The organism is Streptomyces sp. NPDC047981 (assembly GCF_040653315.1).
In the GTDB taxonomy this organism is placed as follows: Bacteria; Actinomycetota; Actinomycetes; order Streptomycetales; family Streptomycetaceae; genus Streptomyces.
The window spans coordinates 25410-52295 of sequence record NZ_JBEZNQ010000014.1 but is presented as its reverse complement, the minus strand read 5'-3'; the positions used below and the strand labels follow the sequence as shown (position 1 = coordinate 52295).

25 protein-coding genes and 1 tRNA gene are annotated in these 26886 nt (G+C 72.3%); 13 read left to right on the top strand and 13 right to left on the bottom strand.

The window, feature by feature from the left end; all coding sequences use genetic code 11:
• Nucleotides 1–50: 50 nt before the first annotated feature.
• From AB0E14_RS11270 to AB0E14_RS11235, 8 genes are all read left to right on the top strand, one after another.
• Nucleotides 51–710, top strand: a complete 660-nt coding sequence (locus AB0E14_RS11270) for a DUF5063 domain-containing protein (protein ID WP_362414945.1) — start codon at nucleotides 51–53, stop codon at nucleotides 708–710.
• Between the two features lie 12 nt (nucleotides 711–722).
• Nucleotides 723–2726 carry an NB-ARC domain-containing protein gene (locus tag AB0E14_RS11265; RefSeq protein WP_362414943.1) on the top strand — a complete coding sequence of 668 codons (2004 nt, stop codon included), beginning with the start codon at nucleotides 723–725 and terminating at the stop codon, nucleotides 2724–2726.
• Nucleotides 2727–2766: 40 nt separating this feature from the next.
• The gene (locus tag AB0E14_RS11260) at nucleotides 2767–3246 is read left to right on the top strand and encodes a hypothetical protein (protein WP_362414941.1); all 480 of its coding nucleotides are present in this window, start codon (nucleotides 2767–2769) and stop codon (nucleotides 3244–3246) included.
• The gene (locus tag AB0E14_RS11255) at nucleotides 3243–5246 is read left to right on the top strand and encodes a tetratricopeptide repeat-containing protein (RefSeq protein ID WP_362414939.1); all 2004 of its coding nucleotides are present in this window, start codon (nucleotides 3243–3245) and stop codon (nucleotides 5244–5246) included. Before AB0E14_RS11260 ends, AB0E14_RS11255 begins: the two co-directional genes overlap by 4 nt.
• Nucleotides 5247–5516: 270 nt before the next feature.
• Nucleotides 5517–6788 carry an aspartate kinase gene (locus AB0E14_RS11250; protein WP_362414937.1) on the top strand — a complete coding sequence of 424 codons (1272 nt, stop codon included), beginning with the start codon at nucleotides 5517–5519 and terminating at the stop codon, nucleotides 6786–6788.
• Nucleotides 6785–7855, top strand: a complete 1071-nt coding sequence (locus AB0E14_RS11245; protein ID WP_362414935.1) for an aspartate-semialdehyde dehydrogenase — start codon at nucleotides 6785–6787, stop codon at nucleotides 7853–7855. The genes AB0E14_RS11250 and AB0E14_RS11245 overlap by 4 nt, the downstream gene beginning before the upstream one ends.
• 289 nt (nucleotides 7856–8144) lie before the next feature.
• Nucleotides 8145–8876 (top strand): SigE family RNA polymerase sigma factor, encoded by a 732-nt coding sequence (locus AB0E14_RS11240; RefSeq protein WP_362414933.1) that lies wholly within the window; start codon nucleotides 8145–8147, stop codon nucleotides 8874–8876.
• The gene (locus AB0E14_RS11235) at nucleotides 8873–10033 is read left to right on the top strand and encodes a hypothetical protein (RefSeq protein WP_362414931.1); all 1161 of its coding nucleotides are present in this window, start codon (nucleotides 8873–8875) and stop codon (nucleotides 10031–10033) included. Before AB0E14_RS11240 ends, AB0E14_RS11235 begins: the two co-directional genes overlap by 4 nt.
• A gap of 61 nt (nucleotides 10034–10094) precedes the next feature.
• Here AB0E14_RS11235 and AB0E14_RS11230 read toward each other — a convergent pair whose 3' ends face one another.
• From AB0E14_RS11230 to AB0E14_RS11215, 4 genes are all read right to left on the bottom strand, one after another.
• A complete protein-coding gene (locus tag AB0E14_RS11230; RefSeq protein ID WP_362414929.1) occupies nucleotides 10095–10835 on the bottom strand; it encodes an SURF1 family protein in 741 nt (246 codons plus the stop codon).
• A 22-nt stretch (nucleotides 10836–10857) separates the two neighbouring features.
• Complete coding sequence (locus tag AB0E14_RS11225; protein WP_362415096.1) at nucleotides 10858–12699, bottom strand: prolyl oligopeptidase family serine peptidase; 1842 nt, start codon at nucleotides 12697–12699, stop codon at nucleotides 10858–10860.
• Between the two features lie 70 nt (nucleotides 12700–12769).
• Complete coding sequence (locus tag AB0E14_RS11220) at nucleotides 12770–13054, bottom strand: DUF6191 domain-containing protein (RefSeq protein ID WP_362414927.1); 285 nt, start codon at nucleotides 13052–13054, stop codon at nucleotides 12770–12772.
• A gap of 34 nt (nucleotides 13055–13088) precedes the next feature.
• Complete coding sequence (locus tag AB0E14_RS11215) at nucleotides 13089–14126, bottom strand: Lrp/AsnC family transcriptional regulator (RefSeq protein WP_362414925.1); 1038 nt, start codon at nucleotides 14124–14126, stop codon at nucleotides 13089–13091.
• A 135-nt stretch (nucleotides 14127–14261) separates the two neighbouring features.
• On the opposite strand from AB0E14_RS11215, the gene AB0E14_RS11210 reads away from it, so the two are divergent.
• Nucleotides 14262–15665, top strand: a complete 1404-nt coding sequence (locus tag AB0E14_RS11210; protein ID WP_362414923.1) for a tetratricopeptide repeat protein — start codon at nucleotides 14262–14264, stop codon at nucleotides 15663–15665.
• A 17-nt stretch (nucleotides 15666–15682) separates the two neighbouring features.
• On the opposite strand, the gene AB0E14_RS11205 is transcribed toward AB0E14_RS11210, so the two are convergent.
• From AB0E14_RS11205 to AB0E14_RS11180, 6 genes are all read right to left on the bottom strand, one after another.
• On the bottom strand, nucleotides 15683–15934 hold the full coding sequence (locus AB0E14_RS11205; RefSeq protein ID WP_362414921.1) for a hypothetical protein: 252 nt from the start codon (nucleotides 15932–15934) through the stop codon (nucleotides 15683–15685).
• A 59-nt stretch (nucleotides 15935–15993) separates the two neighbouring features.
• Nucleotides 15994–17091 (bottom strand): protein kinase, encoded by a 1098-nt coding sequence (locus AB0E14_RS11200; protein WP_362414919.1) that lies wholly within the window; start codon nucleotides 17089–17091, stop codon nucleotides 15994–15996.
• A 90-nt stretch (nucleotides 17092–17181) separates the two neighbouring features.
• Entirely contained in the window at nucleotides 17182–17901 is a 720-nt protein-coding gene (merB, locus tag AB0E14_RS11195) for an organomercurial lyase (protein ID WP_362414917.1), read from the bottom strand.
• A gap of 101 nt (nucleotides 17902–18002) precedes the next feature.
• Nucleotides 18003–18076: transfer RNA gene (locus tag AB0E14_RS11190), tRNA-Pro, on the bottom strand.
• A 38-nt stretch (nucleotides 18077–18114) separates the two neighbouring features.
• A complete protein-coding gene (locus tag AB0E14_RS11185; RefSeq protein ID WP_362414915.1) occupies nucleotides 18115–18855 on the bottom strand; it encodes a Pr6Pr family membrane protein in 741 nt (246 codons plus the stop codon).
• A gap of 38 nt (nucleotides 18856–18893) precedes the next feature.
• The gene (locus AB0E14_RS11180) at nucleotides 18894–19835 is read right to left on the bottom strand and encodes a metallophosphoesterase (protein ID WP_362414913.1); all 942 of its coding nucleotides are present in this window, start codon (nucleotides 19833–19835) and stop codon (nucleotides 18894–18896) included.
• Nucleotides 19836–19908: 73 nt separating this feature from the next.
• Here AB0E14_RS11180 and AB0E14_RS11175 point away from each other — a divergent pair, with 73 nt between their 5' ends.
• Nucleotides 19909–20373, top strand: a complete 465-nt coding sequence (locus AB0E14_RS11175) for a GatB/YqeY domain-containing protein (RefSeq protein ID WP_362414911.1) — start codon at nucleotides 19909–19911, stop codon at nucleotides 20371–20373.
• A 115-nt stretch (nucleotides 20374–20488) separates the two neighbouring features.
• Here AB0E14_RS11175 and AB0E14_RS11170 read toward each other — a convergent pair whose 3' ends face one another.
• Nucleotides 20489–22714, bottom strand: coding sequence for a transglycosylase domain-containing protein (locus AB0E14_RS11170; RefSeq protein WP_362414909.1), 2226 nt, complete (start codon nucleotides 22712–22714; stop codon nucleotides 20489–20491).
• 551 nt (nucleotides 22715–23265) lie between these two features.
• Here AB0E14_RS11170 and AB0E14_RS11165 point away from each other — a divergent pair.
• On the top strand, nucleotides 23266–23610 hold the full coding sequence (locus tag AB0E14_RS11165; protein WP_181924596.1) for a WhiB family transcriptional regulator: 345 nt from the start codon (nucleotides 23266–23268) through the stop codon (nucleotides 23608–23610).
• 123 nt (nucleotides 23611–23733) lie between these two features.
• Here the strand turns inward: AB0E14_RS11165 and AB0E14_RS11160 are convergent, their stop codons facing one another.
• Nucleotides 23734–25161 carry an ArsA family ATPase gene (locus AB0E14_RS11160; RefSeq protein ID WP_362414906.1) on the bottom strand — a complete coding sequence of 476 codons (1428 nt, stop codon included), beginning with the start codon at nucleotides 25159–25161 and terminating at the stop codon, nucleotides 23734–23736.
• Nucleotides 25158–26120: an ArsA-related P-loop ATPase gene (locus AB0E14_RS11155; protein WP_362414904.1), complete on the bottom strand. Its 963-nt coding sequence runs from the start codon at nucleotides 26118–26120 to the stop codon at nucleotides 25158–25160. Before AB0E14_RS11155 ends, AB0E14_RS11160 begins: the two co-directional genes overlap by 4 nt.
• 72 nt (nucleotides 26121–26192) lie before the next feature.
• Between AB0E14_RS11155 and AB0E14_RS11150 the strand changes: the two genes are divergently transcribed.
• Together AB0E14_RS11150 and AB0E14_RS11145 are read left to right on the top strand one after the other, a co-directional pair.
• Nucleotides 26193–26351, top strand: coding sequence for a DUF4177 domain-containing protein (locus AB0E14_RS11150; protein ID WP_017947820.1), 159 nt, complete (start codon nucleotides 26193–26195; stop codon nucleotides 26349–26351).
• Nucleotides 26351–26839 (top strand): RidA family protein, encoded by a 489-nt coding sequence (locus tag AB0E14_RS11145; protein WP_362414901.1) that lies wholly within the window; start codon nucleotides 26351–26353, stop codon nucleotides 26837–26839. The genes AB0E14_RS11150 and AB0E14_RS11145 overlap by 1 nt, the downstream gene beginning before the upstream one ends.
• Nucleotides 26840–26886 lie beyond the last annotated feature (47 nt).

Below are 26886 nucleotides of genomic sequence, written 5' to 3'. Positions count from 1 at the left end.
CCGCGCGAGGGTCTGCGCGCCCGCGCCCGCGCTCCAAGGAGGCACCCGCGATGTCTGACGCCACACTGCACGCGATCACGCAGGACCCGGACGACTTCGCGGTCCAGATCGCCGACTCGATCGAGTCGTTCATCGTGGCGACCACGGAAGTGGCCAAGGGCGACGAGCCCGACAGCGCGGTGCCCTTCCTGCTCCTGGAGATCTCCCAGCTGCTGCTCGCGGGCGGGCGGCTCGGCGCGCACGAGGACATCCTCCCGGACGAGCGCTACGAGCCCGACACGGGCCCGGAGCCGGACGTGGACGAGCTGCGCATGCGCTTCGCCACGATGCTCGACCCGGTGGACGTCTTCTCGGAGGTCTTCGACCCCTACGAGCCCCGCAAGGCCCCTGTCCCGGCGCGGATCTCCGACAACCTGGCCGACATCGTCACCGACCTCCGCCACGGCCTGGCCCACTACCGGGCGGGGCGCACCAGCGAGGCGCTGTGGTGGTGGCAGTTCTCGTACTTCTCCAACTGGGGCCCCACGGCCTCGGCGACCCTCCGCGCCCTCCAGTCCCTCGTCGCCCACGTCCGCCTCGACCAGCCCCTGGCCGCCCTCGACGGCCTCGACACGGACGAGGACCTGACCGAGGACGACCTCGCGGAGGAGGCGGGGCGCGTGATGGCGGAGGAGATCGCGGGACCGCTGGGGCTCGGGCTGAAGAAGTAACGTTCAGGGCTCATGACGGGGGTTACGGGGGTGGCCGGCGCCGAGGCGTCCGGCGAGCGATCGGTGGCGGCGGGCGGGGCGATCGGCCGCGTCAACACGGGTGACTTCGTCACGCAGGTGGAGCGGGCGACGCTGCTGCCGCCCGAGGCGTTGCGGGTGGGCGCGTCCGGGCTGGTCCATCTCCCGGAACGGACGCGGCTGTTCGTCGGCCGCGAGCGCGAACTGGCCCTGCTCGACGCGGGTTCGGGGGTCCAGGTCATCTGCGGCCTGGGCGGCATCGGCAAGTCGACGCTGGCGGCCCGCTGGGCGGCCGACCGGGTGGCCGACCACACGGTGGTCTGGTGGATCACGGCCGAGACCCCGGCCGAACTCGACGCGGGCCTGGCGGAGCTGGCCCGGGCGATGCAGCCCTCGGTGGTGGGCGTCCTGCCCGAAGACGCCCTGCGCGAGCGGGCGTTGCAGTGGCTGGCGACGAACGAGGGCTGGCTCCTGGTCCTGGACAACGTCTCCGACCCGGCGGACCTGCGCCCCCTCCTGGCGAGGGCGGGGTCCGGCCGCATCCTGGTCACGTCGAGGCGGGCGACGGGCTGGCAGGACGTCGGGCGGACGGTGGCGCTGGAGGTCCTGGACCCGGAGGAGGCGGCGGAACTCTTCAGGGGCGTGTGCGAGGCCGACGACGGACTCGACGCGCTCTGCGAGGAGTTGGGCTACCTCCCGCTCGCGCTGAAGCAGGCGGCGGCGTACTGCGCGGAGGCCGGCATCCCGCCGCGTACGTACGCGGAGCTGCTCGCCGCGTATCCGGCGGAGATGTTCGCGGCGACGGCGGAGGGCGGCGAGGCGGCGCGGACGCTGTCTCGGGTGTGGCAGGTGACGCTGGACCGGCTGGGGGACACCCCGATGGCGGTGATGGTGCTCCGGGTCATCGCCTGGTGGGCGCCCGAAGGCATCCCGCGCCGGTTTCTGGAGCCGCTGGGTACGCCCCTGGAGATCACGGAGGCCGTGCGGCGCCTCGCCGCGCACAGCATGATCACGCTGCGGAACGGGGAGCCGGCCGTCCACCGGCTGGTGCAGGCGGTGGTCCGGGCGGACCTGGCGGAGCCCACGGCCCTGGCCCGTGAGTTCGCCGTCAGGCTCCTGCACCACGCCGCCTCGTTGGACGAGTCCGGTTGGGAACGGCAGGTGGCCGTCCACGCGGAGGCGCTGGCCGGGCACACTCCTCAGGCAGAGGACACCGAAAGTGAGGCCATGCTGTTCTGGCTGGCCGGAACGTTCTTCGGGATGGACATGGCCGTCAGCCGGTCCCGCCCGCTCTGCGAGCGGGCGGTGCACGCCCTGCGCAGGGTGCACGGCCCGGACCATCCGCACACGCTGGGCGCGGTGCAGAGCCTCGCCCTGACGATGGGGATGGCGGACGGCGAGGACGCGTCGATCGACCTCCTGGCGGGCAACCTCGCCGACCGGCTGCGGGTCCACGGTCCCGACGACCCCGACACCCTGCGAGCTCGCTGGTTCCTGGCCGAAGCCGTCCAGGGGCGCGACCCGGAGCGGGCGGCGGCACTGCTCACCGAGAACATCGAGCACAGCCGCCGTCTCCTCGGGCCCTCACACCCCCTGACGATCCAGGCACGGTACGCGCTGCTCCAGACCCTCACCGGACAGAACCCGGAGGTGGCGGCGCTCGAGGAGCTGGCGACGGAGGCAGAGCAGGCGTCCCCCGGGGATGTTCTCCTGGAGACCACCATCAAGCGCGCCCTGGCGCTGGCGCTCTCCGCCGCGGGGGAGACGGAGCGAGCCTTCTCCGTCGCCGAGGAAGTGACCGAGATGTCCCGGCGCATGGGCGGAGGAGCGGACTCGCACGTCTTCCTGTCGCGCCTCATCGGCGTCCGTGTGCTGGGCCAGGGCGCGCAGGAGCAACGCGATCGTGCCCAGGCCCTGGGGGCCGAACTGCTCGACGACTGTCTGCGGGTGCTCGGCGAGTGCGAGTTGACGCAGCTCATCCGGCAGGAGCTGGCCTGAGCCCCGCACGGCCTGGCAGCCGCGCTGTCATCATGGGCACATGGCAACGCGCGTGAACTCAAAGGCACTCCTCTGGACCGGCGTTGGCGTCGGTGTCGCGGGGATCGGCGCGCTCGTCGCCGTCGCGCTCACCGACCTCGGCAAGGCCGACCAGATCGCGAGCGTCTCGGGGGTGGTCCTCGCCGTCGTGGGCATCGGGCTCACCCTCTGGGGCCAGTTCGGCCGGGGAGCCGGTCCTCAGCCGCCCGCTCCCGCACCCGCACCCGCGCCCGCGCCCAGCGTGACCGCCTCGGGCGCCGGCTCCGTCGCGGCGGGCGGCAACATCGGGTCCGTGGCCACGGGCAGCGGCACGACCCCCGCACCGGCCGCCGCGCCGAGCCCCGCGCCGAGCCCCGCCTCGGCACCCGCGCCGAACCCCAGCCCCACCCCGCCGCCCGCGCAAGGGTCCGTCACGGCATCCGGAGACCGCTCCGTGGCCGCGGGCGGGGACATCGGGAGCGTGTCGACGGGGGACGCGTGAGCGACAGGGAACGCGGGGTCGAGGCCGCCGGGGACCGGGCCGTCGCTGCCGGCGGGGACATCGGGCGGGTCGCCACCGGTGACTACGTCACCCAGGTCGAGCGCGCGGTCCTGCTCCCGCCCGAGGCCCTCGCGCCCGCGGCCTGTCCGCCCGGCCTTTCCAGGATCCCGCGCAAGGGCGTGCGGTTCGTCGGACGCGCACGCGAACTGGAGTGGCTGGACTATCACTTGGGCAGCCCGGAGGACGGTGTCGTCGTCCTCCTGGGCCTCGGCGGCGTCGGCAAGTCGACGCTCGCGGCGCACTGGGCGGCCCGGCGGGCCGAGGGTCATCGCCCCGCGTGGTGGATCACCGCCGAGAGCCGCGCCGAACTCGACGCCGGGCTCGCCGACCTCGCCGGGGCGATGCAGCCCGCGCTGATCGACGTACTCCCGAGGGCAGCCCTGTGCGAGCGGGCACTGCACTGGCTGTCCACGCACGACGGGTGGCTGCTCGTGCTCGACAACGTCACCGAGGCCGCCGACGTCGAGCCGCTGCTCTCCCGGGTCCCCGGGTGCGGCCGGATCCTGATCACGACCCGGCAGGCGGCCGGGTGGGACGGCCTCGCCGAGGTGCTCGCCCTGACCGTGCCGGACGTGGACGACTCGTACGCGATGTTCGCGCAGACCGTCACCGGTCTCGGCCCCCGCGACGTCTACGACGTGCGCGTCCTCTGCGCCAGGCTCGGCCACCTTCCGCTCGCCGTCGCCCAGGCGGCCGCCTACTGCGCCGAGACCCGCACGTCGCCGGCCGAGTACCTCGATCAGCTGCGGCAGTACCCGGCGGACCTGTACGAGACGGCGCCCGGCGACGGGCGGCAGGCCGTCGCCTGGACCTGGCGGCTCACTTTGGACCGGCTCGCCGCGGCCGATCCCCTCACCGGTGTCATCCTCCGCGTCCTCGCCTGGTGGGGGCCCGACCGGATCCCCCGGCACCTCCTCGACCGGCTCGGTCCCGCGCCGCGCGTGCGCCGCGCGGTCGGCAGGCTCGCCGCGCACAGCATGGTGACGCTGCACGAGGACGGCGCCGTCTCCGTGCACCGGCTCGTCCAGGCCGTCGCGCGCATGGCGGACGGGGACGATCCGCACCGGCGGGCCGACGACATCGAGGACGCCCGCGCCCTCGCGGAGGAGGCGCTGACGTCCGCCCTGCCGCACGGCGTGGACAGCCGGGAGGAGTGGCGCGCGTGGCGCGAACTGCGCCCGCACGTCGAGACGTACGTCGCGCAGGCCGACCCGGCGACCGACACCGCGCGCACCGCGGCCCTGGTGCACCGAGGGGCGCGGTTCCTGGTGTCGGACCGGGACACGTGGGAGGCGGAGGACTGGTACGAGCGGGCGGTCGCCTGCCGGGAACGGGTGCTCGGCGCGGACCACCCCGAGACCGCCGCCAGCCGGGAGTGCCTCGCCGAGTGCCTGGGCATCAGTGGGGATCTGGAGCGGTCGGGCGAGCTCCTGGCGCGGGTCGTCGCCGACCTGGAGCGGGTGCTGGGTGAGGACCGGGTGGAGACGCACGTGGCCCGGGGCAAGCTCGCGATCAACCGGCGCCATCTGGGGGACAAGGACGGCGCGGTCACGCTCCTCGAAGGGGCGCTGGCCGGGCTCGAACGGCTGCTGGGACCCGGCGACCGGGAGACGCTCCTGGTGCGGAGCAACCTCGGCATCGCCTACCAGGACGCCGGGCGCCTGGACGACGCGATCGCCCTCCAGGAGACGACCCTCCGCGAGCGGCGGAGCCTGCTCGGTCCCGACCACCCCGACACGCTGACCTCGCGGCTGAACCTGGTCCGGCTGTACGAGCTGGTGGGGGAGGTCGAGCGGGCGGTGGCCGAGTTCGACGCGCTGGTCGAGGACACCTTGGAGGCGCTGGGCGAGGACCATCACTTCACCGGCCACCTGATGCACGTCTCGCCCCCGGGCGGGCATCGCAGGCCGCTCGGCTGGTTCCCCAGCCCGTTCTGCTGAGGTTCCCCGACCCGTTCTGCTGAACCGGCCCCGGCCGAACCGTGCGCGCGGCCGGCTCTGCGCCCGCCCCTGTGAGCCCGCACACATCCCCGCGTACCCCCGCGCCCCCCGGGCATGCGGTCCTCCACGGGCGGCCCGGGTTCCACGGTCGTGATCACGTCCTGAGCGGGACATCTCAGGATGCGATATACGGTCGGCGATTCCGGGCCGCTCGTTAAACTGAGCCGACCGCAGTGATGACTGCGGCCTAAGACTGAGCGAGGAGCGCACGTGGGCCTTGTCGTGCAGAAGTACGGAGGCTCCTCCGTTGCCGATGCCGAAGGCATCAAGCGCGTCGCCAAGCGGATCGTGGAAGCCAAGAAGAACGGCCACCAGGTGGTCGTCGTGGTTTCCGCGATGGGCGACACGACGGACGAGTTGATCGATCTCGCCGAGCAGGTATCCCCGATGCCGGCCGGCCGTGAGTTCGACATGCTGCTGACCGCCGGAGAGCGGATCTCCATGGCGCTGCTGGCCATGGCGATCAAAAACCTGGGCCACGAGGCCCAGTCGTTCACGGGCAGCCAGGCCGGTGTCATCACCGACTCGGTCCACAACAAAGCGCGCATCATCGATGTCACGCCGGGCCGGATCCGTACCGCCCTCGACGAGGGCAACATCGCCATCGTCGCGGGCTTCCAGGGTGTGTCCCAGGACAAGAAGGACATCACCACGCTCGGCCGCGGTGGCTCCGACACGACCGCCGTCGCGCTGGCCGCCGCGCTCGACGCCGAGGTCTGTGAGATCTACACGGACGTCGACGGCGTCTTCACGGCCGACCCGCGTGTGGTGAAGAAGGCGAAGAAGATCGACTGGATCTCCTTCGAGGACATGCTGGAGCTCGCCGCCTCCGGCTCCAAGGTGCTGCTGCACCGCTGCGTCGAGTACGCACGTCGTTACAACATCCCGATCCACGTCCGCTCGTCCTTCTCGGGGCTGCAGGGCACCTGGGTCAGCAACGAGCCGCAAGGGGACCGCAAGGTGGAGCAGGCCATCATCTCGGGCGTCGCCCACGACACCTCCGAGGCGAAGATCACCGTCGTCGGCGTGCCGGACAAGCCGGGCGAGGCCGCGGCCATCTTCCGTGCCGTCGCGGACGCCGAGATCAACATCGACATGATCGTCCAGAACGTGTCGGCCGCGTCGACGGGTCTGACGGACATCTCCTTCACCCTCCCCAAGGCCGAGGGCCGCAAGGCCATCGACGCCCTGGAGCGGACGAAGAGCGTCATCGGCTTCGACTCGCTGCGCTACGACGACCAGATCGGCAAGATCTCCCTGGTCGGCGCGGGCATGAAGACGAACCCGGGCGTCACCGCCGACTTCTTCAAGGCGCTCTCGGACGCCGGGGTGAACATCGAGTTGATCTCCACCTCGGAGATCCGCATCTCGGTCGTCACCCGCGCCGACGACGTCAACGAGGCCGTGCGCGCCGTGCACTCCGCCTTCGGTCTGGACAGCGACTCCGACGAGGCCGTCGTCTATGGAGGCACCGGACGATGACCGCCAAGCCGACGCTCGCGGTCGTCGGTGCGACCGGAGCCGTCGGTGCGGTCATGCTCCAGATGCTCACGCAGCACGCGGACGTCTGGGGCGAGATCCGACTCGTCGCCTCTCCCCGCTCGGCCGGCGCCAAGCTGGCCGTGCGGGGCGAGGAGACCGAGGTCCTCGCGCTGAGCGAGGAGGCGCTCCAGGGCGTCGACCTCGCGCTCTTCCTCGTCCCCGAGGACATCGCGGCGCGCTGGGCGCCGATCGCCGCCGCCAAGGGCGCGGTGGTGGTGGACACCTCGGCGGCGTTCCGGGGCGACCCGGACGTGCCGCTGGTGGTCCCCGAGATCAATCCGCACGCCGCGCGGGTACGGCCCCGGGGCATCGTCGCGAGCCCCGGCTGCTCCACGCTCGCGCTGATCGTCGCCGTGGGCGCGCTGCACGCCGAATTCGGGCTCGGCGAGCTGGTGGTGACCGCCCAGCAGGCCGTGAGCGGGGGCGGGCAGGCGGGCGTCGCCGCGCTGCGCGGGCAGCTCTCGCTGGTCGCGGGGACCGAACTCGGCACGCACCCCGGAGACGTCCGGCGGGCCGTGGGCGACGACACCGGGCCCTTCCCCGGGCCGGTCGCGCTCAACGTGGTGCCCTGGTCCGGCGTGCCGGCGGAGGACGGCTGGTCCTCCGAGGAGCTGGCGCTGCGCGCCGAGACCCGCAAGATCCTGGACCTTCCCGGGCTGCCCGTCGCCGCGACGTGCGTGCGCGTCCCGGTGGTGACCGCGCACTCGATCTCGGTGCACGCGCGGTTCGAGCGGCCGGTGAGCGTCGGGCGCGCGCACGAGATCCTGGCGACCTCCCCTGGCGTGGTCCTCTTCGACGACCCCGCGTCGGGCGCCTTCCCGACGCCGGCCGACGTCGTCGGCACGGACCCGGTCTGGGTGGGGCGGGTGCGCCGGTCGATGGACGACGAGCGGGCGCTCGAGTTCTTCGTCTGCGGCGACAACCTCCGCAAGGGCGCGGCGCTGAACGCCGTACAGATCGCGGAGTCGATCATTCGCCCGGAGCGTCCGGAAATCGACGACGGTTGATCGTTCGACTTTGTAGGATCTGTGAAAGACCTGTGAGCAAGTCGGCGCCAGATGCCCCTTGAACTGGGGTGACGCCATGTTCGACGATGCTCTTCACCCTTGCCGCAACCGCCAGTTGGGCCAGGGCGTCTCTTAGCGCACCCATGGGGTGTGCCGGTGGCGTGTCGCAAAACAGGCTGTGAATACGGGGCATTGGGGATGAACGAGTACGCATGAGGGCAATAGGGGCACCGTCAAGAACGGTGGCGTACTCGTACAACCCTGACGGGGGGAAGCGTGTCCAACAGACGTGGCAGAGGTACTCGATATCGCGGCGGTCGTCCCGCTCCGCGGCACGTTCACGGTTCCGGCACGCGCCGGCAGCGGCCTGGGCAGTGGCGTCCCTGTGGTGCGCCCGCTCCGGCAGCCGCGCCCGCGTCCGGCGAGCGGCGGCATGCCGGTGATCGCCCCCATGCCCGCGGGGACCAGGGCGGCCGGTGTGAACGGCATACCCGCGCCCCGCGAGAGCGCTGACGGCATCGTGTCCGCGGGCACCTCCGTCGATCACCTGACCGAGACCTACCGAGCGCACTACCGCTCGCTGCTCGGTCTCGCCGCGCTGCTCCTCGACGACACGGCCTCCTGCGAGGACGTGGTCCAGGAGGCGTTCATCCGCGTCCACTCCGCGCGCAAACGGGTCCGTGACCCGGAGAAGACCCTGGCCTACCTGCGCCAGACGGTCGTCAACCTCTCGCGCTCGGCGCTGCGCCGCCGCATCCTCGGGCTGAAGCTGCTGTCCAAGCCGATGCCCGACATGGCGAGCGCGGAGGAGGGCGCGTACGACCAGCTGGAGCGCGACGCCCTCATCAAGGCGATGCGCGGACTTCAGCGGCGGCAGCGCGAGGTGCTCGTCCTGCGATACTTCGCGGACATGACGGAGGCCCAGGTGGCCGAGACCCTCGGGATATCCCTGGGGTCGGTGAAGGCGTACGGCTCGCGTGGCATCGCGGCGCTGCGCGTCGCGATGGAGGCGACGGCATGAGCTCCGGCGGTACGAGTTCCGGTGGTACGAGCGGACTGCCCGACGGTGAACGCGACGACATGGGACACGGGATTGTGAACGACCGGCCGGACAACGAGCGGGCCGACGGCCACGGCGAACCCTTCGACGGCGACGAACTGGCGCTGCGGCGGCTGCTGCAGGGCGCCGTGGGCGACCTCCAGCCTTCCGACGGCGCCCTCGACCACCTGCGCAGGGCCGTCCCCGCGCGGCGCACCCGCAAGCGCCAGGCCGTCGTCGGCTTCGCCGCGGCCGCCGTGCTGCTGGGCACGGCCGTGCCCGCCCTCGTGCACGTCGCGGGCTCCGGCGGCCTCAGCGCCGACCAGGCCATCAACGCCGGCCACGGCGAACAGGCCCAGGGCGGCACCGGCTCGGAGACCGGCGTCGAGGGCGGCGGGCAGGGCGCGGGCAAGCCGAGCGGCACCGCGGCCCCCAGCCAGGGCGCGGCCGCCGGCGGGGGCGAGGCGGAGGACGCCGTCAACGGCGCCACCGGCAGCGGCCCCAGCTCCTCGGCGGGCTCCCTGCCGGTCTGCGAGGCCGGGCAGCTGGCCGTCGGCTCGGCGCAGGCGGGCGGCCCCGACGCCCAGGGGAAGGTCTACGGCACCTTCCGCATCTCCAACATCTCCGGCAAGGAATGCCTGGTCAGCGGCGACGGCACGATCGACTTCCAGGCGCACGGCGCGGCCGACCCGTCGAAGATCTCGGTCGTCGCGCACACCGCCGGTGACGCGGCGAGCGGACTGCCCGACCCCTCGCAGGAGTCGCCCACGCTGCTCCTGAAGCCGGACAGCGCCTACGAGGTGAGGTTCGCCTGGGTCCCCGCGGCGACCTGTCCCACCACGGGCACCACCCCGGACCCCGGCCCCGGCCCGGACCCGACCCCCACGCCGACCCCGACGCCGACCCCGACCCAGACCAAGGACGGCGAGGGTACGTCGACCGGGGCCTCGGGCGGCTCGACCGGCACGGGTGAATCCGTCGACGGCGCGGCCCCGCAGTTCGTCACGGACGGCACGCCCGCCGACGGCAGCGTCGCCATCAGCCACACCGCCGAGCCGGGCGCCCCGCAGGCGGCCACCACGATCCCGAACGCCTGCTCGGGCACCATCTACCGCACGGGCGTCCTGGACGCGTCCTGACCGGTGCCCCACGGCAGCCGGGCACGCGCCCGGCGCGCCGAGGGGCCTGGAAGCGGTTCCCCTACAGGCCCAGCGCCTCGTCGCGCTGGGCCTCCACCTCGCGGCGCAGCAGGCGGAACCACATGAACAGGACGAAGCCCGCGAAGACGAACCACTCCGCGGTGTAGCCGAGGTTCTGGAACGCCTTCAGGTCCAGTGAGGTGCCCGCCGCGGCCGCCGCCGGCACGGGGGTGAGCCCGGCCGGGGAGTCCGTGAGCGTGACCCACGCGTCGTAGATCTCGTCGGGGACCAGGTTGACCAGCGAACCGGCGCTGATCATGGCGAGCTGCCCCTCGGGCAGACCCCCGGCCGCGTGGACGCCTTTCGTGCCCGCGGTCTCCGACGCCTGGAGCGCGCCGACCACGGTGACCTCGCCCGACGGCGGGGCCGGGGCCTTCGCACCGGCCGGCAGCCAGCCCCGTACCACCGGCAGGGACTTGCCGGCGTCCGTCTTCAGGAGCGTCAGGACGTAACTGCCCGCGCGTCCGTCCAGCTCACGGTCGGGCACCAGGAACTGCTGGTCGTACCGGCCGCTCACCTCCGCGTGCCGACCCGAGGTCTCCTTGTCCACGGGCAGCAGCGAGGCCAGCGGCTCGGTCTTCAGCGTGCCCGGGTCGGGGGCCCGCTCCGCCTCCCGGTGGGAGTCGACGCGGTCCTCGAACTTCCCCATCTGCCACGTCCCCATGAACAGGCAGAACGGGATCGCCAACAGGACGAAGACGTTGATCCCCCACCAGCGGGGCGTTCTCAGGAACCGGTACACCCCTCCACGGTACGCAGCCGCCTCACCCCTCGACCGGCCGGGTCCCCAGGTGACGCGCCGCGAAGGCCAGCTCCTGACGGACCTGCTTGATCCGCTCCTCCACCACCAGCGAGCCGTGCCCCGCGTCGTACCGGTACACCTCGTGGACCGCGTCCCGGGCGGCCAGCCTGTCCACGTAGTTGTCGATCTGGCGGATCGGGCAGCGCGGGTCGTTGACCCCCGCCGAGATGTACACGGGGGCCGTGACCCGGTCCACGTACGTCAGCGGCGACGAGGCCTCGAACCGGTCGGGCACCTCCTCGGGCGAGCCGCCGAAGAGCGTCCGGTCCAGTGCCTTCAGCGCCTCCATCTCGTCGGCGTACGCCGTCACGTAGTCGGCGACCGGGACGGCGGCGAGCCCCAGCGACCAGGCCCCGGGCTGGGTGCCGAGCCCGAGCAGCGTCAGATACCCGCCCCACGAGCCGCCCGCCAGGACCAGCTTCGAGGGATCGGCGAACCCCGAGTCCACCGCCCACGCCCGGACCGCCGCGATGTCCTCCAGCTCGATCAGGCCGACGCGGTGCTTGAGCGCGTCCGTCCACTCCCGGCCGTAGCCGGTCGAGCCGCGGTAGTTGACCCGGACCACCGCGTACCCGTGGTCGAGCCAGGCCGCCGGGCCCGAGGCGAAGGCGTCGCTGTCGTGCCAGGTGGGACCGCCGTGCACCTCGAAGACCGTCGGGAACGGGCCCGCGCCCTCGGCCGGCCGCTGCACGAGGGCGTGGATCCGGCCGCCCGGGCCCTCCACCCACACGTCCTCCACCGGCACCGAACCGGGCGCCCGCTGCCCCGGCGGGTCGAGGACGACGCCGCCGGACGTCGAGCGCACGCTCGCCGGCTCGGCGGCCGAGGACCACAGGAACTCGACGCTGCCGTCGGGGCGGGCCGTGGCCTCCGACACCGAACCGGCCGGGGTCTCCACCCGGACCAGGGCGCCCGTCGCGATGTCGTACCGCCACAGCTCGCTGCGCGCCTCGAAGCTGTGGACGATCAGCAGGCCCGTCCCGTCCACGTACCACTCCGCCGCCACGTCGCCCGGCAGGTCCAGGCGCAGGTCGGTCTCCCGGCCCGTCGCCACGTCCCAGAGCATCGGCTCCCAGCGGCCCCGCCGCTGGTGGCCGACGAGCAGCCGGGTGTCCCCGTCCACCGGCGCGAAGCCGAGCACGGAGAGCCCCAGCTCCTTCGTGCCGCCCTTGGAGTCGTCCAGCTCGGCCACCACCGAGGAGTCCTCGGTGCGCAGCACCCGCAGCGCCTCGTGCATCGCGTCGCCGTGCTCGGTGTGCTCGATCACCAGGAGCGAACCGTCGTGCGAGAGGTCGCCCACCCCGGCCGACTCCGGGTGCCGGTAGATCTCGACGGGCGCCGCCCCGTCCCGTACGAGATGGATCGTCGAGCCCTCCTCGTCCGTCGAGCGGCCGACGACCACCGTGCCCTCCCGGCCGATCGCGAGCCCCGCCGGATAGGACGGCGCGAGCCCGGGCACCGCGGGCTCGTCCGCCCCGCCCTCGAAGGGCTGGCGCATCCAGACGCCGAACTCGTCGCCGTCCTTGTCCGAGAACCACCAGATCCACCGCCCGTCCGGCGACAGCGTGCCGTCCGTCGTGCCGTTCGGCCGGTCCGTGACCTGGCGCTGGGCGCTGGTCGCCCGGTCCCAGGCGTACAGCTCGTACGTCCCCGTCGCGTTGGACACGAACAGCGAACGATCGGGGGCCTCCTCCGCCCACTCGGGCAGGGAGACGCGCGGGGCACGGAACCGCTGCTCCCAGGCGGGGACGGCGCGGAGGTCGGGCGTGGCGGTCTTCTCGTTGCTCTCGGTCATGCCCCCCATCATGCTCCGAACGGCGGACATTGCGGCGCCCGCGTCCGCAGCCTGTGGATAACTCGGTGCAGTGGATGACTCAGGGCATGCGGATGACCGCGCGTCCGCCCGCCAGGTCCACCGTCGAGCGGTGCGGCGGCGCGCCGTCCTCCTCGTCGTCGCGCAGGACGAGGGCGCTCTGCCGCTCCTTCAGTTCGTTCTGCTTGCCCTGCGAGAAGGTGGCGTGCAGCTGCTCGAAGCCGGTCGACGACACCTGGCCCGTCCGCCGGCCGCGCCCGGTCATGCGCAGGATCTGGTCGGCGAAGGCGACCACGGTCAGCAGGATGACAAGACCCGGCAGCGTCACGAACACGGCGAACTCCATGCGCCCCATTGTCCGGCGGCGGTCCGCGCTCCGGCTACCCCTCCGCCGAGGGCGGGTCGGCCGGGCGGACGTGGTGGGTGCGGCGGCCGTCGGGGCCCAGGACCTGGGCGCCGAGCTTGTGGACGCGCAGCGAGAGGACCGTACCCGTGATGCGCAGCCCCGGGACGGCCCGGGCGACCGCCGCCGTCACGTCGTTCAGCTCGTCGACCGAGCGCAGCCACACCCCCGCGCTCAGGTTGTGCGGCCCGGTCACCGAGGTGACGAGCCGGGTCTGCCGCAGCCGCCCCACGGCCGCCGAGGCCGAGGCGGCCTCCAGGGGCGGCACGTCCGCCTTGACCAGCGCGAACACCGGGCGCCCCGAGAAGCGGGGGGCCGGCTTGCAGTGGTGGAACAGCGCCCCGCCCGTCGCGAGGGCCTCCAGCCTGCGACGTACGGTCGACTCGCTCGTACCGACCTGACGGGCGAGCTCGGCGGCGCTGATCCGGGCGTCCCCGGCCAGCGCGGCGACGATCCTGCGGTCGGCTTCCGTGAACCGGTGGGGCTTGCGCCCGGGGCCCGCCACCGGCCCGTTGAGCTCCGCGAGCCGTTGCGCCTGCTGGGGCGTCAGCTGGTCGAGCTGCGGGCCGTTGCGGAGCGGGTGCATCCGTGTGATCACCTGCGTACGGGACCTGATCACCCCCGGCAGCCCCTGGACGCGCCGCACCAAGTACTCGTCCAGCGCCACCAGGTCGGGGCAGGTCACCAGGAGCACCAGGTCGGTGTCGCCGGTCACCTGGTGGACGCCGCGGGTCTGCGGGTCGCGCGCGAGTTCGCCGGCGGTGACTTCGGACTGCCCGGCGGCGCAGTCGACCTCCACCCAGGCGTAGAGCGCGTCGGCGGAGGCTTGGTGGCGCGCCAGGAGGCCGGCCCACGCGTAACCGCCCGACGTGAGCTGCTCCCAGCGCCGCGCGAGCGTGTCGGGGCTGGTGCCGATGACCGCCGCGAGGTCCGTCCATGTGGCACGGGGTGCCAGCTGCAATGCGTGGATGAGCGCCAGATCCGCCTCTCCCAGGACGGATTCCCCGGTACGCATTTCCCTCCCTGGCCGTTCTCCGGCAAACCGCCGGTGCCTGCGCCACGGCGCCCCAGGATGGCCCGGGGCACAGGCATTCAAACCGTAATGGCTGTGAAAAGCCACGAAGAGAGACGTGAGGCAGGGGCCGCAGCGATGGGGGACAGAGAGCGTCCGGCGGGCAGTGAACGGGATCCCGGGGCGATACGCGCGCGCCTGCGCGAGGGCCCGGCCCCCTGGCCGCCCCCCGAGCAACTGGCCGTGGTGGACGCCGGATACGCGGCCTGCGACCGCGCCGAACAGCTCCTCTGGGAGCGGCTGTCCGTCTTCGAGGGCACCTTCGGCCCGGAGGCGGTACGGGAGGTCTGTGCGTCGGGCGCGCTGCCCGCCTCCGAGATCCTCGGGGTTCTCGACCGGCTCGCTCCGCTCGCGCTGCTGCCCGTCGAGGGCGCCGGCGGCGAACCCGGCTACTGGATGCCCCACCCGATGCGGGCCGTCGGAGCCCGCAGGCTCACCGAGCGCGGGGACCGCTGGGCCGTCGTTCTGCACCACCGCAGGTGGTGCGTGAAGGTCGCCCGGCGGGCCGCCGACTGGTGGCACGGCGGACGGCAGGAGGACGCCCGCGCGCTCGCGCTGCGCGAACTCCCCGACCTGACCGCCGCCATGGACCCCACGACCGCCCCGCTGTCGCCGTCGGCCGAGGCGGACTCGGCGGTGGAGATCGCCGTCTCGCTGTGGTTCCTCTGGATCGCCTGCGGGCGGGTCGTCGAGGGCCTGACGCGGCTGCGGCACGCCATGGCCCTGCACCCGGGACCGCTGCCGGCCCGAGCGCTCTGGCTGGCCGCCTTCCTCGAACTGGAGGCCGGCCGCCCGGAGGACGCCGACCCGCTGCTCGTCCAGGCCTGGGCCGCCGCCGTGCGCGAGGGCGACGACCGCTGCCTGGGCCTCCTGGCCCACCTGAGGGGCTCCACGGCCCTGTTCCAGGGGCGTACGGAGGCCGCGGCGGCGGAGTTCCGCGAGGCCCTGAACACCATCGGCGACTATCCCGAGGTGGGCCCGAGCCGGGAAGCCGTGTGGGCGGCGCTCGCGCTCGCGCTGATCCGCACCGACCCCGAGGCGGCCCAGGAGGCTCTTGACCGCGCGGCGGGCTGGAACTGGACGGGCCGGGACCTCATGGCCGAGGCCTGGACGTCCTACGCCCGTGCCGAACTCCACTCCTGGGAGGGCGATCCGGTACGCGCCGAACGGCACGCGGTCCGCGCCCTGCGCACCCACCTCAGGCTCGGCGGCGTCGTCGGGGCGACCTGCGCGGCCGAACTCGTCGCCCGGCTGCGGATCCTCGCCGGCCGCCCGAAGGAAGCGGCCCATCTGCTGGGCGCCGTCGACCTGTTACGGAGGTCCGCCTTCGACGACTCGTACCGCGCCGCCCCGTTCTGTGCCCCGGCGCGCCGGCACAGCGACAGCGCGCTCCGCGAGGCGCTACCGGCCAGGGAGCTGACCCGGGCGTACGAGGAAGGCGCCCGCCGAGGCCTGGAGGCCCTGGCGCACGAGTCGCCCTGAGGTCGGCGGAACCGGCGTCAGTTGCGGGACCGCTCGGAAGCGGCCCCCGGCTCGGAAGCGGCCGCCTGCCCCGGCGTCTGCCCGGGCGTTCGCTCGGCGGATCCGTCGAGGCGCTTCGCCGTGCGACCGCGTCGTACGACGGCGGTGCCGATGGCCCCCGCGACGGCGGCGGCGCCGAGGCCGAGGGCGAGCGCGGACGGGCCGGAGTCGGAGACGACCTCGGCGGGAACGGTGGCCGCCGCCTCGGCGGCTGTCCGGAGGGGGTGCATGTCCCCAGGGGACCGGACCGCCCCACCCCGGGCCACCCGGCGACCCCCGTTCGGGTCACTCACGACATCCAGGCCATGCCGATCAGGAGGAAGACGACGAAGGCTATGCCGCCGGCGACGGCGGCGGTCTTCCGGGGCCGCCGCCGCGAGAGGGCGGCGAGCCCGCTCTCCGCGCGCCGCGCCTGCCGCCGCGAGGAGGCGTGGTTCGCGGACCGGTTCGCGGACCGGTTCGCGGCCCGGGGCGCGCTCTGTGCCGCACGCGGCGGCTGAGCCTGATTCCGCGGCGGCTGCCCCTGGCTCCGCGACTGGACCTGACTCCGCGGCTGAGTCGGTGGAAGCGGATGCCCCCGCCAGGCACCGGAGGTGAACCAGTCGGCGATCGCCTGGGCCGGAGGCCTCTGCTCGGGCTCCTTGGCCAGCATGGAGAGGAGGTACGCCTCGAACGCCGCGGGCAGCCCCACTCCGAGCTGCCTGGGCGGCGCGGGAGGTGTGTCGATGTGCTGGTAGAGCAGGGAGGTGGCGGTGTCGCCCTGGAACGGGGGCCGTCCGGTGAGCAGTTGGTACAGCACGCAGCCCAGCGAGTACACGTCGGAGGCGGGCGAGGCGGCCCGGCCGAGCGCCCGCTCGGGGGCGAGGTAGAGGCCGGTGCCGACGATCTGGCCCGTGGTCGTGAGCGCGGCGGACGGGTCGTCGACGAACCGGGCGATCCCGAAGTCGGCGAGCTTCACGGTCCCGTCGCCGTCGAGCAGCAGGTTCCCGGGCTTGATGTCCCGGTGCACGACCCCTTCCCGGTGCGCGGCGGCGAGCCCGGCGGCGGCGTGACCGGCGACGACGGCCACCCGCTCGGCCGGCAGCACCAGGGGCGGCGCCCCGCGCTCGGAGGCGAGGCTGGACCCCTCCACCAACTCCATGACGAGATAGAGCTTTCCGTCCCACGTGCCGAAGTCGAAGACGCCGACCACATGGGGATGGCTGAGCCGCGCGGCGGTCTGCGCCTCGAGCCGGAACCGCTCGCCCGCGGAGGGATCGTGCTCGTGCCCGAGCATCAACTTCACGGCCACGGACCGCCCGAGCACCTCGTCGGTGGCCTGCCACACCTCGCCCATGCCCCCGCGGCCGACACACGTCTGAAGCCGATATCGGTCCGCGACCAGCAATTGAGACCCAGCCTTTCGACGGTCGACTACCTGGTCGACACCTGCGCCGTAACAGAGTAGAGCCGCTTGATCGACTTCCCGCACCGGGCCCTAGGGCCTTTCGTCGGGCAGCCCCCAGAAGGCCCCTCGCAGCCCGACCTCGGCGAAGTAGGCGGAGGCGGAGGCGGGGTCGCGGCGGGTGTAGCCCGGGTGGAGGCGTCCGGTGTACCAGTCACCGGCGAAGCGCCAGAGGGTGTCGAGCCCCATGACGTAACCGCGCTCCTGCCCGGTCCGCCGCAGCCAGTCGTCGACACAGTCCTCGGAACAGAACAACCGCTGATGGGCGCAGGTGTGCAGCACGTCGTCCCAGGCATGCGCCATGGGCACGAGGAAGTGGGCCACTTGCCCGCCCTCCGGCGGCGCCTCCCGGCCGACGACCCAGGCGTGCGGGGCGTCGCAGGCCGGGCAGCGGGTGGCGACCAGGACGTCGGGCTCGTCGTCCAGCAGGTGCGGCAGGGCGAACGAGTCCCAGGCGCAGCCGCCCCACCAGAGTGTGTGCGCCCCCATGACGGAGAACCCGAGCGGCACGGCCGCGAAGGGGTGCGCCAGGACGACCCGGTCGCCGTCCTCCGGATCCAGCACAAGATCACGACTCTCGTGCAGGCCGCGCAGCTCCCGCCGCACCTCCTCGCCGGTGAGCCGGGTGAGCCCGGCCAGCTCCGCGACCCCCGGAGCGTCGCCGGTCCGCGCGAACCCGTGATAGACGGCCAGCCGAACCCGCTCGGCCCCACTCAGATGCGACGCGGGCGCGGTCGAGACCTTCCCACCCATGCCGTGGCTCCTTCCCGGGATAGCGCCCCCACGCCCCAGGAAACCACTCAGGGGCCTGATCCGCTCGCGCGGATCAGGCCCCTGACCTGGTGTTTCAGCTGTCGGGGTGGCGGGATTTGAACCCACGACCTCTTCGTCCCGAACGAAGCGCGCTGCCAAGCTGCGCTACACCCCGATGTCACTGCTCAGTTCTTCACGTCGCGGCGACATCGATTACTTTAGCCCACCCGCGCCCTGAGACGAAATCCGGTTTTCGCGGCCCCTCACCGCAGGTCGGACGCGGTCCAGGGCGACGATCGCCAGGCCGAGCGCGGAGAAGGCGAGGCCCAGGACGAGGGCGTTGACCGCCACGCCCGCGTAGCCGTACTCGGTGACGTCGATGAAGGGATACGTGTAGCGGGTGGGGACGTCCGGGGCGAGCAGGGCGCCGCGGATCAGGGCGAAGGCCAGGTAGGCCGCCGGGGCCGCGAGCCACTGGACCGCGTGGCGCCAGCGCATCGCGCCGGGGAGGGTGAGGAGGAGCCAGTCGAGGACCGCGCCGATCGGGGTCACCGTGTGCAGGAGCTGGTTGGCGACCGCCTTGCCGCCCGTGAGCTTCGCGATCTCCGCGGCCTGGTTGAACTCGCTCGAACCGTTCGCCAGGACGAAGTGGAAGACCAGCCCCACCACGGAGATGCACAGCAGCACTCCGCCGGTCCACACCGCGGGCAGCGGCGGCCGGCCGGTCCAGGCGCGGCGGGCCGAGAGCGCGAAGACGACCGCGACCCCGATGTTCGACCAGATCGTGAAGAAGCTCAGGACGACCGGCACGCTCCCGAGGACGCACTCGATCACCACGCCCGTCGCCGCCGCGAGCGCGACCAGCCCGCGGAGGACGGCGGCCACGGGCCGGCGGACGGCGGGTACGACGGCGGCGGCCGGTACCGCGGCCGAGGCGGGGTTCGGCGTGAGCATCCCCCCACCGTAAAGGCGCCGTCCGGTGGTCCGCAGGCTCAGTCCCGCGCCGTCAGCGTCAGCAGCGTCGCCTCCGGGGGGCAGGCGAAGCGGACCGGCGTGAAGCGGTTCGTGCCGCAGCCGGCCGAGACGTGCAGGAACGACGTCCGGCCCGCCGCCGTGTGCGTGGAGAGGCCCTTCACCCGGTCCGTGTCCAGGTCGCAGTTGGTCACCAGCGCGCCGTAGAAGGGGATGCACAGCTGGCCGCCGTGCGTGTGCCCCGCGAGGACCAGCTCGTAGCCGTCCGCCGTGAACGCGTCGAGGCTGCGGAGGTACGGGGCGTGCACCACGCCCATCGAGAAGTCCGCCGACGCGTCCGGGCCGCCGGCCACCCGCTCGTACCGGTCCCGCTTGATGTGCGGGTCGTCGAGCCCGGTGAAGGCCAGGTCGAGACCACCGGGCAGCTTCAGCCGGCCGCGCGTGTTGGTGAGGTTCACCCAGCCCGCCTCGTCGAAGGCGTCCCGCAGCTCCTCCCACGGGTTGTGCACCGCGCCCACCACCGGCTTGTTGCCGTTCAGGCCGTGCCGCCCCTGGGCCTTCTCCATGAGGTAGCGGGCGGGGTTGCGCAGCCGAGGCCCGTAGTAGTCGTTGGAGCCGAAGACGTACACACCCGGGTACTCCATCAGCGGGCCGAGCGCGTCCAGGGCCTCCGGCACCGCGTCCGTGTCGGAGAGGTTGTCGCCGGTGTTCACGACGAAGTCGGGACGCAGCCCCGCGAGCTTCTGCAGCCAGGCCCGCTTCTTCCGCTGCCCGCACACCATGTGGATGTCGGAGACCTGAAGGACCCGCAGATCCCGCATCCCGCGCGGGAGAACGGGGATCGTCACCCGGCGCAGCCGGAACGAGCGGGCCTCGAAGCCCGCCGCGTAGACGATTCCGGCCGCGGCCGTCGCCGTGAGACCTGCCGTGACCTTCAGGGGGATCCCGTACCGTGCGCGCATCCCCCCATCGTCGCAGACCCGATGGGCGGAAATGCGCGGGCGGGTGGGGTGGGACACCTGACACACTTGGGGCATGACCACGCTCAAGGCCACGCTTCAGGACGACCTCAACGCCGCCATCAAGGAGCGCGACGAGCTGCGCTCCTCGACGCTCCGGCTCACCCTCACCGCGATCACCAAGGAGGAGGTCTCGGGCACCACCAAGCGCGAGCTCTCCGACGACGAGGTGCAGAAGGTGATCGCCAAGGAGGCGAAGAAGCGCCGCGAGGCCGCCGAGGCCTTCGCCCAGGGCGGCCGCGCCGAGTCGGCCGAGCGGGAGAAGGCGGAGGGCGAGATCCTCGACGCGTACCTGCCCAAGCAGCTCGACGACGCGGAGCTTGAGCAGATCGTGGCCGCGGCCGTCGCCGAGGCCAAGGCCGCCGGCGCCGAGGGCCCGCGCGCCATGGGCGCCGTCATGAAGATCGTGAACCCGAAGGTCGCGGGCCAGGCCGAGGGCGGGCGCGTGGCGGCCGCGGTGAAGAAGCTGCTCGCCGGCTAGCGGGCGACGACGTACGGACCGTCCGGAGGGTACGGACGGTACGGACGGTACGTACGACCGAGGGCGCCCCCCCCGCCGCGCGGGGGAGGCGCCCTCAGTCATGTCCCTGCCGGTGCTACGGGCCGTTGCCGCCGCGGCCCCGGCCGCCTCCGTCACCGCCGCCGATCAGGTCCGGCGGGAGCGTGATCCCGGGGAGGTTCGGCCGGTTGGGCTTGCCCGGCTTGTTGTCGTCGTCGCCGGGCTTGTCCTTGTCCTTGTCCTCCGGCTTCTCGCCGCGCGGTACGGAGATGGGGGCGAACTGCGGCGTCTCGGAGGCGTCGAGCGCCCCGCGCATCGCGATCTTCCAGATGGGGCCGGGGAGGCAGCCACCGCAGACCTTCGGGTAGTACTGGCCGCCGATGGTGATGTTGAACATCGACACCTTCTCGCCGACGTCGTCGCCGACCCAGACGGCCGTGGACAGGTTCGGCGTGTACCCGACGAACCAGGCGTCCTTGCGGTCGTTCGTCGTACCCGTCTTGCCGGCGTTGTCGCGGTCGCTCAGACCGGCCTTCGTACCGGTGCCGTCCTCGACGACGCCCTTCAGCATCTGGTTGATGGTGTCGGCCGTCCGCTCGCTCATGGCACGCGAGCACTCGGTCTGGGGCACCTTCAGCTGCTCGCCGCCCGCCGTCTTGATCGACTCGATGGCGATCGGCGTGCAGTACGTGCCCCGGTTGGCGAAGGTCGCGTAGGCGGCGGCCATGTCGAGCGGGGTGGCCTCGATGGCGCCCAGCGTGATCGAGGGGCTCTCCTTGACCTTCTTGCCCAGCTCGCGCTCGTAGCCGACGTTCTTCGCCATCGTCACCGTCTCGCACAGGCCGGCCATCTGCTCCAGCTTGGCGAAGTAGGTGTTGATGGACTTGCCGAGCGCGCTCGTCATGTCCCAGGTGCCGGTCTCGGACTTGAGCTCGTTGCCGACCTTCCAGTCCGCGTACCCGGCCGGCTTGCCGTCACAGCGGGTGTACGAGTTCTCCGGGACGGAGATCTCGTAGCCGGTGGAGAAGCTCTGCGCGGGGCTCAGCCCCTTCTCCAGGGCGGCCGCGGCCGTGATCGGCTTGAACGTCGAACCGGTCTGGAAGCCGTACGTCGTGCCGCCCATCTTGCTGCCCACGGCCAGGTTGAGCGTGGTCTGGTGCTGCTTCTGGTCGAGACCGTACGGCCGCGACTGACCCATCGACAGGATCTTGCCGCTGCCCGGCTGGACCTGGACGACCGAGGCGGCGACCTTGTCGTCCTCGTTGACGTGGGCGACCGCGGCCTCGTTGGCCGCCTCCTGGGCGCGCGGGGCGAGCGTGGTCCGGACGGTCAGGCCGCCGAGGTTCCACAGCTTCTGCCGCTCCTCGACCGTCTTGCCGAAGACCGGGTTGGTGAGGATCGTCTTGCGCACGTAGTCGCAGAAGAAGCCGGCGCCGTCGACGGCGGTGATGCAGCCGTTCTTCGGGGTCTTCACCTTCAGCTTGATCGGCGTGGCCTTCGCCTTGTCCGCCTCGGCCTGGCTGATGTCCTTCACGTCGGCCATCCGCTGGAGGACCACGTTGCGGCGCTTGGTGGCTTCCTGGAGGTCGTTGATCGGGTCGTAGCGGCTCGGCGACTGGACGAGGCCGGCCATCATCGCGGCCTCCTCCACCTTGAGGTCGGCGGCGGGCTTGGAGAAGTAGCGCTGGGACGCCGCCTCGATGCCGTAGGCCTGCTGGCCGAAGAAGGTGATGTTGAGGTAGTTCTCGAGGATCTTCTTCTTCCCCAGCTCCTCCTCGACCTGGATCGCGTACTTCAGTTCGCGCACCTTGCGGCCGATGGTCTGCTGGGTGGCGGCGGCGACCTTCTCCGGGTCGTCACCGGCCTCCTCGACGAAGACGTTCTTCACGTACTGCTGCGTGAGCGTGGACGCGCCCTGGGCCACGCCGCCCGACTGGGCGTTGCGGTTGATCGCGCGCAGCACGCCCTTGAGGTCGATCGCGCCGTGCTCGTAGAAGCGCGAGTCCTCGATCGCGACGATCGCCTTCTGCATGTACGGAGAGATCTTCTCCAGCGGCACGACCTTCCGGTCGCGGGAGTAGACGGTGGCGAGAACGCCGCCCTCCGAGTCGAGGATGGTGGTGCGCTGACTCAGGGGTGGCGTCTTCAGGTTCGACGGAATCTCGTCGAACCCCTCGACCGTCCCCTTCGCCGCAAGACCCAGTGCACCGGCCGCGGGCAGGGCGATGCCTGCCAGCACCGCTCCCGCGAGCACACTGACACCGAGGAACTTGGCGGCCTGCTGGGTCCCGGTCAGACCTCCGCCCGAGCGCTTCTTTGCCATGGGGGCAGCCTAATCCGTAGTGATGAGCGTTCCGTAGGAGCGGGGGCCTCTCGGAGCGTTCGAGTACGAGAACGTGACATCCGGGCCGGTCCTGGCAGGTCCGGGCCCATGACGACGCGGACATGACGAGTCGACGTTCGCATTCGCCGGACAGACGGGAATGCCTTGGCCTAAGCTGCTCCCAACTGTCACAGCAGTGTGGTTTCGCATCAAGGTCCAGGCAAGACCCCGGGCGTGACATCGGCAGTAATTCCCTTGGCCCCGAACCCTGGGAACCCCCTGTCCGATTTCGCCCCATGCGTCACTCGACGCCCTAAGTGGCACCGACCCAGCCGGGCGAACTGTACCGGTTCGACCGATTCGGCACGCATGTCCATCGGTCACTCCCCTGGGTGATCTGCCGCGTACGCATAGTCCGTTCGGGCCATTCAAGATTGGGCCCGAAGGGGGTGTTGCGCTGTGCCCACCTTCCGTAACGTCACCAACTGGCAGCGGTGAATATGCCGCTACCGCCGTGGGGGAGCCTCGATTCGGGAGAGGACGGCGCCGGTATGGGCTGGGTAGCTGACTGGAGTGCGCAGGCGGCCTGCCGCACTACCGATCCGGATGAACTTTTCGTGCAGGGAGCGGCGCAGAACAGGGCGAAGGCGGTGTGCACCGGCTGTCCGGTGCGGACCGAGTGCCTGGCCGACGCCCTCGACAACCGTGTGGAGTTCGGCGTGTGGGGCGGCATGACGGAGCGCGAGCGCCGTGCCCTGCTGCGCCGGCGGCCGACCGTCACCTCGTGGCGGCGCCTGCTGGAGACCGCGCGGACGGAGTACGAGCGGGGAGCGGGCCTGCTGCCCGTGGCGATCGACGACGACGCGACGTACGAGGCGTACGCGGCGGTGGGCTGACCGCCCGCTGCCGGCAGGAGCGATCGGCCGGCAGAGCGATCTGGCGGCACAGGGATCGGCCGGAACAGCGATCTGCCGGCACAGCGATCGGCTGCCCGAGAGATCGGCTGTAGTGATCCGCTGTCAGGACGTCGGCATTCGGCCCGCCGTGAGGCGGTCGCCGATGGCGCGGAGTCCGGACAGGTCGTGTACGTCGCCCGGCAGGGCGGCCACTTCGGCGACGGCCACCTCGGGGTGGAGCGCCGTGAACCGGTCTCGTGTGCGCTGCTCGCGCGCGAGCACCTGCATCCGCTCGGCATGGAGCCGGAGCAGGCCGGCGGTCAATTGCTGGATGTCCGGCGCGTCGGGGTCGGCAACATCGGCCTCGTCGGCTGTGGGGGCAGCCTCGGGGATCGGGTCGATGTCCGCGCTGGTGCCTGCGGTCGTACCCGCGGTGGGGACCGCGGTCGTGCCTGCGGTGGTGCCTGTCGTCGTGTCGGCGGCGGTCGCTGGGTCGGACAGCTCGTTGTCCGACGGCTCGTCGGGGGCGGTGGCGCGGGAGCCACGCCCTCCAGTCTTCCCGGCGCCCTGATCCACAATGCGCCCCTCGTCAAGATTTTCCGCCGCGGCCCGCGCCCGCTCGGCCGAGAGCCGGGCGGCGCCACTGCCGTGGACGCGGTTCAGGACGAGGCCCGCCAGCGGCATCTCCTCGGCCGCGAGACGCTCCACGAAGTACGCCGCCTCCCGCAGCGCGTCCCGCTCCGGCGTCGCGACCACCAGGAACGCCGTTCCCGGCGCCTGGAGCAGCTTGTACGTCGCGTCCGCCCGGGTCCGGAAGCCACCGAACATGGTGTCCATCGCGGCCACGAACGTCTGCACGTCCTTGAGGAACTGACCCCCCAGCAGCTTGCCCAGGGTCCCCGTCATCATGGACATCCCGACGTTCAGGAACTTCATCCCGGCCCGGCCGCCCATCTTCGCCGGGGCCATCAGGAGCTTGATGAACTTCCCGTCCAGGAAGGACCCGAGCCGCTTCGGCGCGTCCAGGAAGTCCAGCGCGGACCGCGACGGCGGGGTGTCGACGACGATCAGGTCCCACTCGTCCCGGGCCCGCAGCTGCCCGAGCTTCTCCATCGCCATGTACTCCTGCGTCCCGGCGAAGCCGGCCGACAGGGACTGGTAGAACGGGTTCTCCAGGATCGCCCGGGCCCGCTCGGCGTCCGCGTGCGCCTCGACGATCTCGTCGAAGGTCCGCTTCATGTCGAGCATCATGGCGTGCAGCTCTCCGCCGTCGGACCCCTTGATCCCGTCGACCTTGCGCGGCACGTTGTCCAGCGAGTCGATCCCCATCGACTGCGCGAGCCGGCGCGCCGGGTCGATCGTCAGGACGACGACCCTGCGGCCCCGCTCCGCCGCCCGAACGCCGAGCGCCGCCGCGGTCGTCGTCTTCCCGACACCGCCCGCCCCGCAGCAGACGATGATCCGGGTGCCCGGGTCGTCGATGAGCGCATCGAGTTCGAGGACGGGTACGGAGTCCAGACCGTTCGCCGTGCCGTTCACCGGACCCGTCACGCGCCCACCCCTTGCTTCCGCAGATCCTTCGCCAGCCGGTACAGCCCCGCGATGTCCGCCCCGTCCCCCAGGAACGGGAGTTCGTACGCCGGTACGTCGAGCCCCAGCAGCACCGCCCGCTGCTCGCGCTCCAGCTCCACCCGCTGTGCGTGCTCGGCCGCCTGCTCCAGGAGCGGCTCGACCAGCTTCGTGCCGCCCCGGACGCCCGCGGCGGCCAGCGTGCGTGCGACGGCGTCCCGGTGGTCGCCGGAGGCCGCCCGTACCGCCGCCTCGTCGAGGACGTGCGGACGGACCATGTTCACGATGACGCGGCCCACCGGCAGTTCGGCCGCGTGCAGCTCCGCGATGCCGTCCGCGGTCTCCTGGACCGGCATCTCCTCCAGGAGCGTCACCAGGTGCACCGCGGTCTCCGGGGACTTCAGGACGCGCATCACGGCCTGGGCCTGATTGTGTATCGGGCCGATCCGGGCGAGCCCGGCCACCTCGTCGTTGACGTTGAGGAAACGGGTGATCCGGCCCGTCGGGGGCGCGTCCATGATCACGTGGTCGTAGGTGTAGCCGCCGTGCTTCTCGCGCCGCCTGACCGCCTCGCAGGCCTTGCCGGTCAGCAGCACGTCCCGCACGCCGGGCGCGATCGTCGTCGCGAAGTCGATCGCGCCGAGCTTCTTCAGGGCCCGTCCTGCGGTGCCCAGCTTGTAGAACATCTGGAGGTAGTCGAGGAGGGCCCGCTCGGCGTCGATGGCCAGCGCGAAGACCTCACCGCCGCCCGGGGCGACGGCGATCTTGCGTTCCTCGTACGGAAGGGCCTCCGTCTCGAAGAGCTGTGCGATGCCCTGTCTGCCTTCGACCTCGACGAGGAGAGTGCGCTTGCCCTCCGTCGCGAGGGCGAGCGCGAGGGCGGCGGCGACCGTCGTCTTACCGGTACCGCCCTTGCCGCTGACGACCTGGAGCCTGCTCACGCCTTCGAGCCTAACCACTGGAGCGCTCGCCTAAGCAGGAGGCTGCCTGTGGCAGCGGATACAGTCGGCTCCATGACCAAGTGGGAATACGCGACCGTGCCCCTTCTCGTGCACGCGACGAAGCAGATTCTGGACACCTGGGGCGAGGACGGGTGGGAGCTCGTCCAGGTCGTTCCCGGCCCGAACAACCCCGAGCAGCTCGTGGCCTACCTGAAGCGGGAGAAGTCCTGATGAGCGGCGCCGCGAACGGCACCGGCGCCGTCGAGGCGAAGCTCGCCGAACTGGGCCTGACCCTGCCGGAGGTCGTGCCTCCGCTGGCCGCCTACCAGCCGGCCGTGCAGTCGGGCGTGTACGTCTACACCTCGGGCCAGCTCCCGATGGTGCAGGGCAAGCTTCCGGTGACCGGCAAGGTCGGCGCCGAGGTCACCGCCGAGGAGGCCAAGCAGCTCGCCGCCACCTGCGCGCTGAACGCCCTCGCGGCCGTGAAGTCGGTCGCCGGTGACCTGGACCGGATCAAGCGGGTCGTGAAGGTCGTCGGCTTCGTCGCCTCGGCCGCCGACTTCACCGGCCAGCCCGGCGTCATCAACGGCGCCAGCGAGCTGCTCGGCGCGGTCCTCGGCGACAAGGGCGTGCACGCGCGCAGCGCCGTCGGCGTGGCGGTCCTCCCGCTCGACGCCCCGGTCGAGGTCGAGGTCCAGGTGGAGCTGGTCGAGGCCTGACCGCCCGTACGTCCGTCAAGAGCCGGTTCTCCCGCCCAGGGGGAATC

Coding starts and splice junctions, on each gene's coding strand:
- AB0E14_RS11150 (WP_017947820.1), top strand. CDS start 26,193: ATGACCAAGTGGGAATACGCGACCGTGCCCCTTCTCGTGCACGCGACG.
- AB0E14_RS11210 (WP_362414923.1), top strand. CDS start 14,262: ATGGGGGACAGAGAGCGTCCGGCGGGCAGTGAACGGGATCCCGGGGCG.
- AB0E14_RS11235 (WP_362414931.1), top strand. CDS start 8,873: ATGAGCTCCGGCGGTACGAGTTCCGGTGGTACGAGCGGACTGCCCGAC.
- AB0E14_RS11260 (WP_362414941.1), top strand. CDS start 2,767: ATGGCAACGCGCGTGAACTCAAAGGCACTCCTCTGGACCGGCGTTGGC.
- AB0E14_RS11165 (WP_181924596.1), top strand. CDS start 23,266: ATGGGCTGGGTAGCTGACTGGAGTGCGCAGGCGGCCTGCCGCACTACC.
- merB (WP_362414917.1), bottom strand. CDS start 17,901: ATGGGTGGGAAGGTCTCGACCGCGCCCGCGTCGCATCTGAGTGGGGCC.
- AB0E14_RS11185 (WP_362414915.1), bottom strand. CDS start 18,855: ATGCTCACGCCGAACCCCGCCTCGGCCGCGGTACCGGCCGCCGCCGTC.
- AB0E14_RS11175 (WP_362414911.1), top strand. CDS start 19,909: ATGACCACGCTCAAGGCCACGCTTCAGGACGACCTCAACGCCGCCATC.
- AB0E14_RS11270 (WP_362414945.1), top strand. CDS start 51: ATGTCTGACGCCACACTGCACGCGATCACGCAGGACCCGGACGACTTC.
- AB0E14_RS11205 (WP_362414921.1), bottom strand. CDS start 15,934: ATGCACCCCCTCCGGACAGCCGCCGAGGCGGCGGCCACCGTTCCCGCC.
- AB0E14_RS11265 (WP_362414943.1), top strand. CDS start 723: ATGACGGGGGTTACGGGGGTGGCCGGCGCCGAGGCGTCCGGCGAGCGA.
- AB0E14_RS11170 (WP_362414909.1), bottom strand. CDS start 22,714: ATGGCAAAGAAGCGCTCGGGCGGAGGTCTGACCGGGACCCAGCAGGCC.
- AB0E14_RS11180 (WP_362414913.1), bottom strand. CDS start 19,835: ATGCGCGCACGGTACGGGATCCCCCTGAAGGTCACGGCAGGTCTCACG.
- AB0E14_RS11145 (WP_362414901.1), top strand. CDS start 26,351: ATGAGCGGCGCCGCGAACGGCACCGGCGCCGTCGAGGCGAAGCTCGCC.
- AB0E14_RS11220 (WP_362414927.1), bottom strand. CDS start 13,054: ATGGAGTTCGCCGTGTTCGTGACGCTGCCGGGTCTTGTCATCCTGCTG.
- AB0E14_RS11225 (WP_362415096.1), bottom strand. CDS start 12,699: ATGGGGGGCATGACCGAGAGCAACGAGAAGACCGCCACGCCCGACCTC.
- AB0E14_RS11245 (WP_362414935.1), top strand. CDS start 6,785: ATGACCGCCAAGCCGACGCTCGCGGTCGTCGGTGCGACCGGAGCCGTC.
- AB0E14_RS11215 (WP_362414925.1), bottom strand. CDS start 14,126: ATGCGTACCGGGGAATCCGTCCTGGGAGAGGCGGATCTGGCGCTCATC.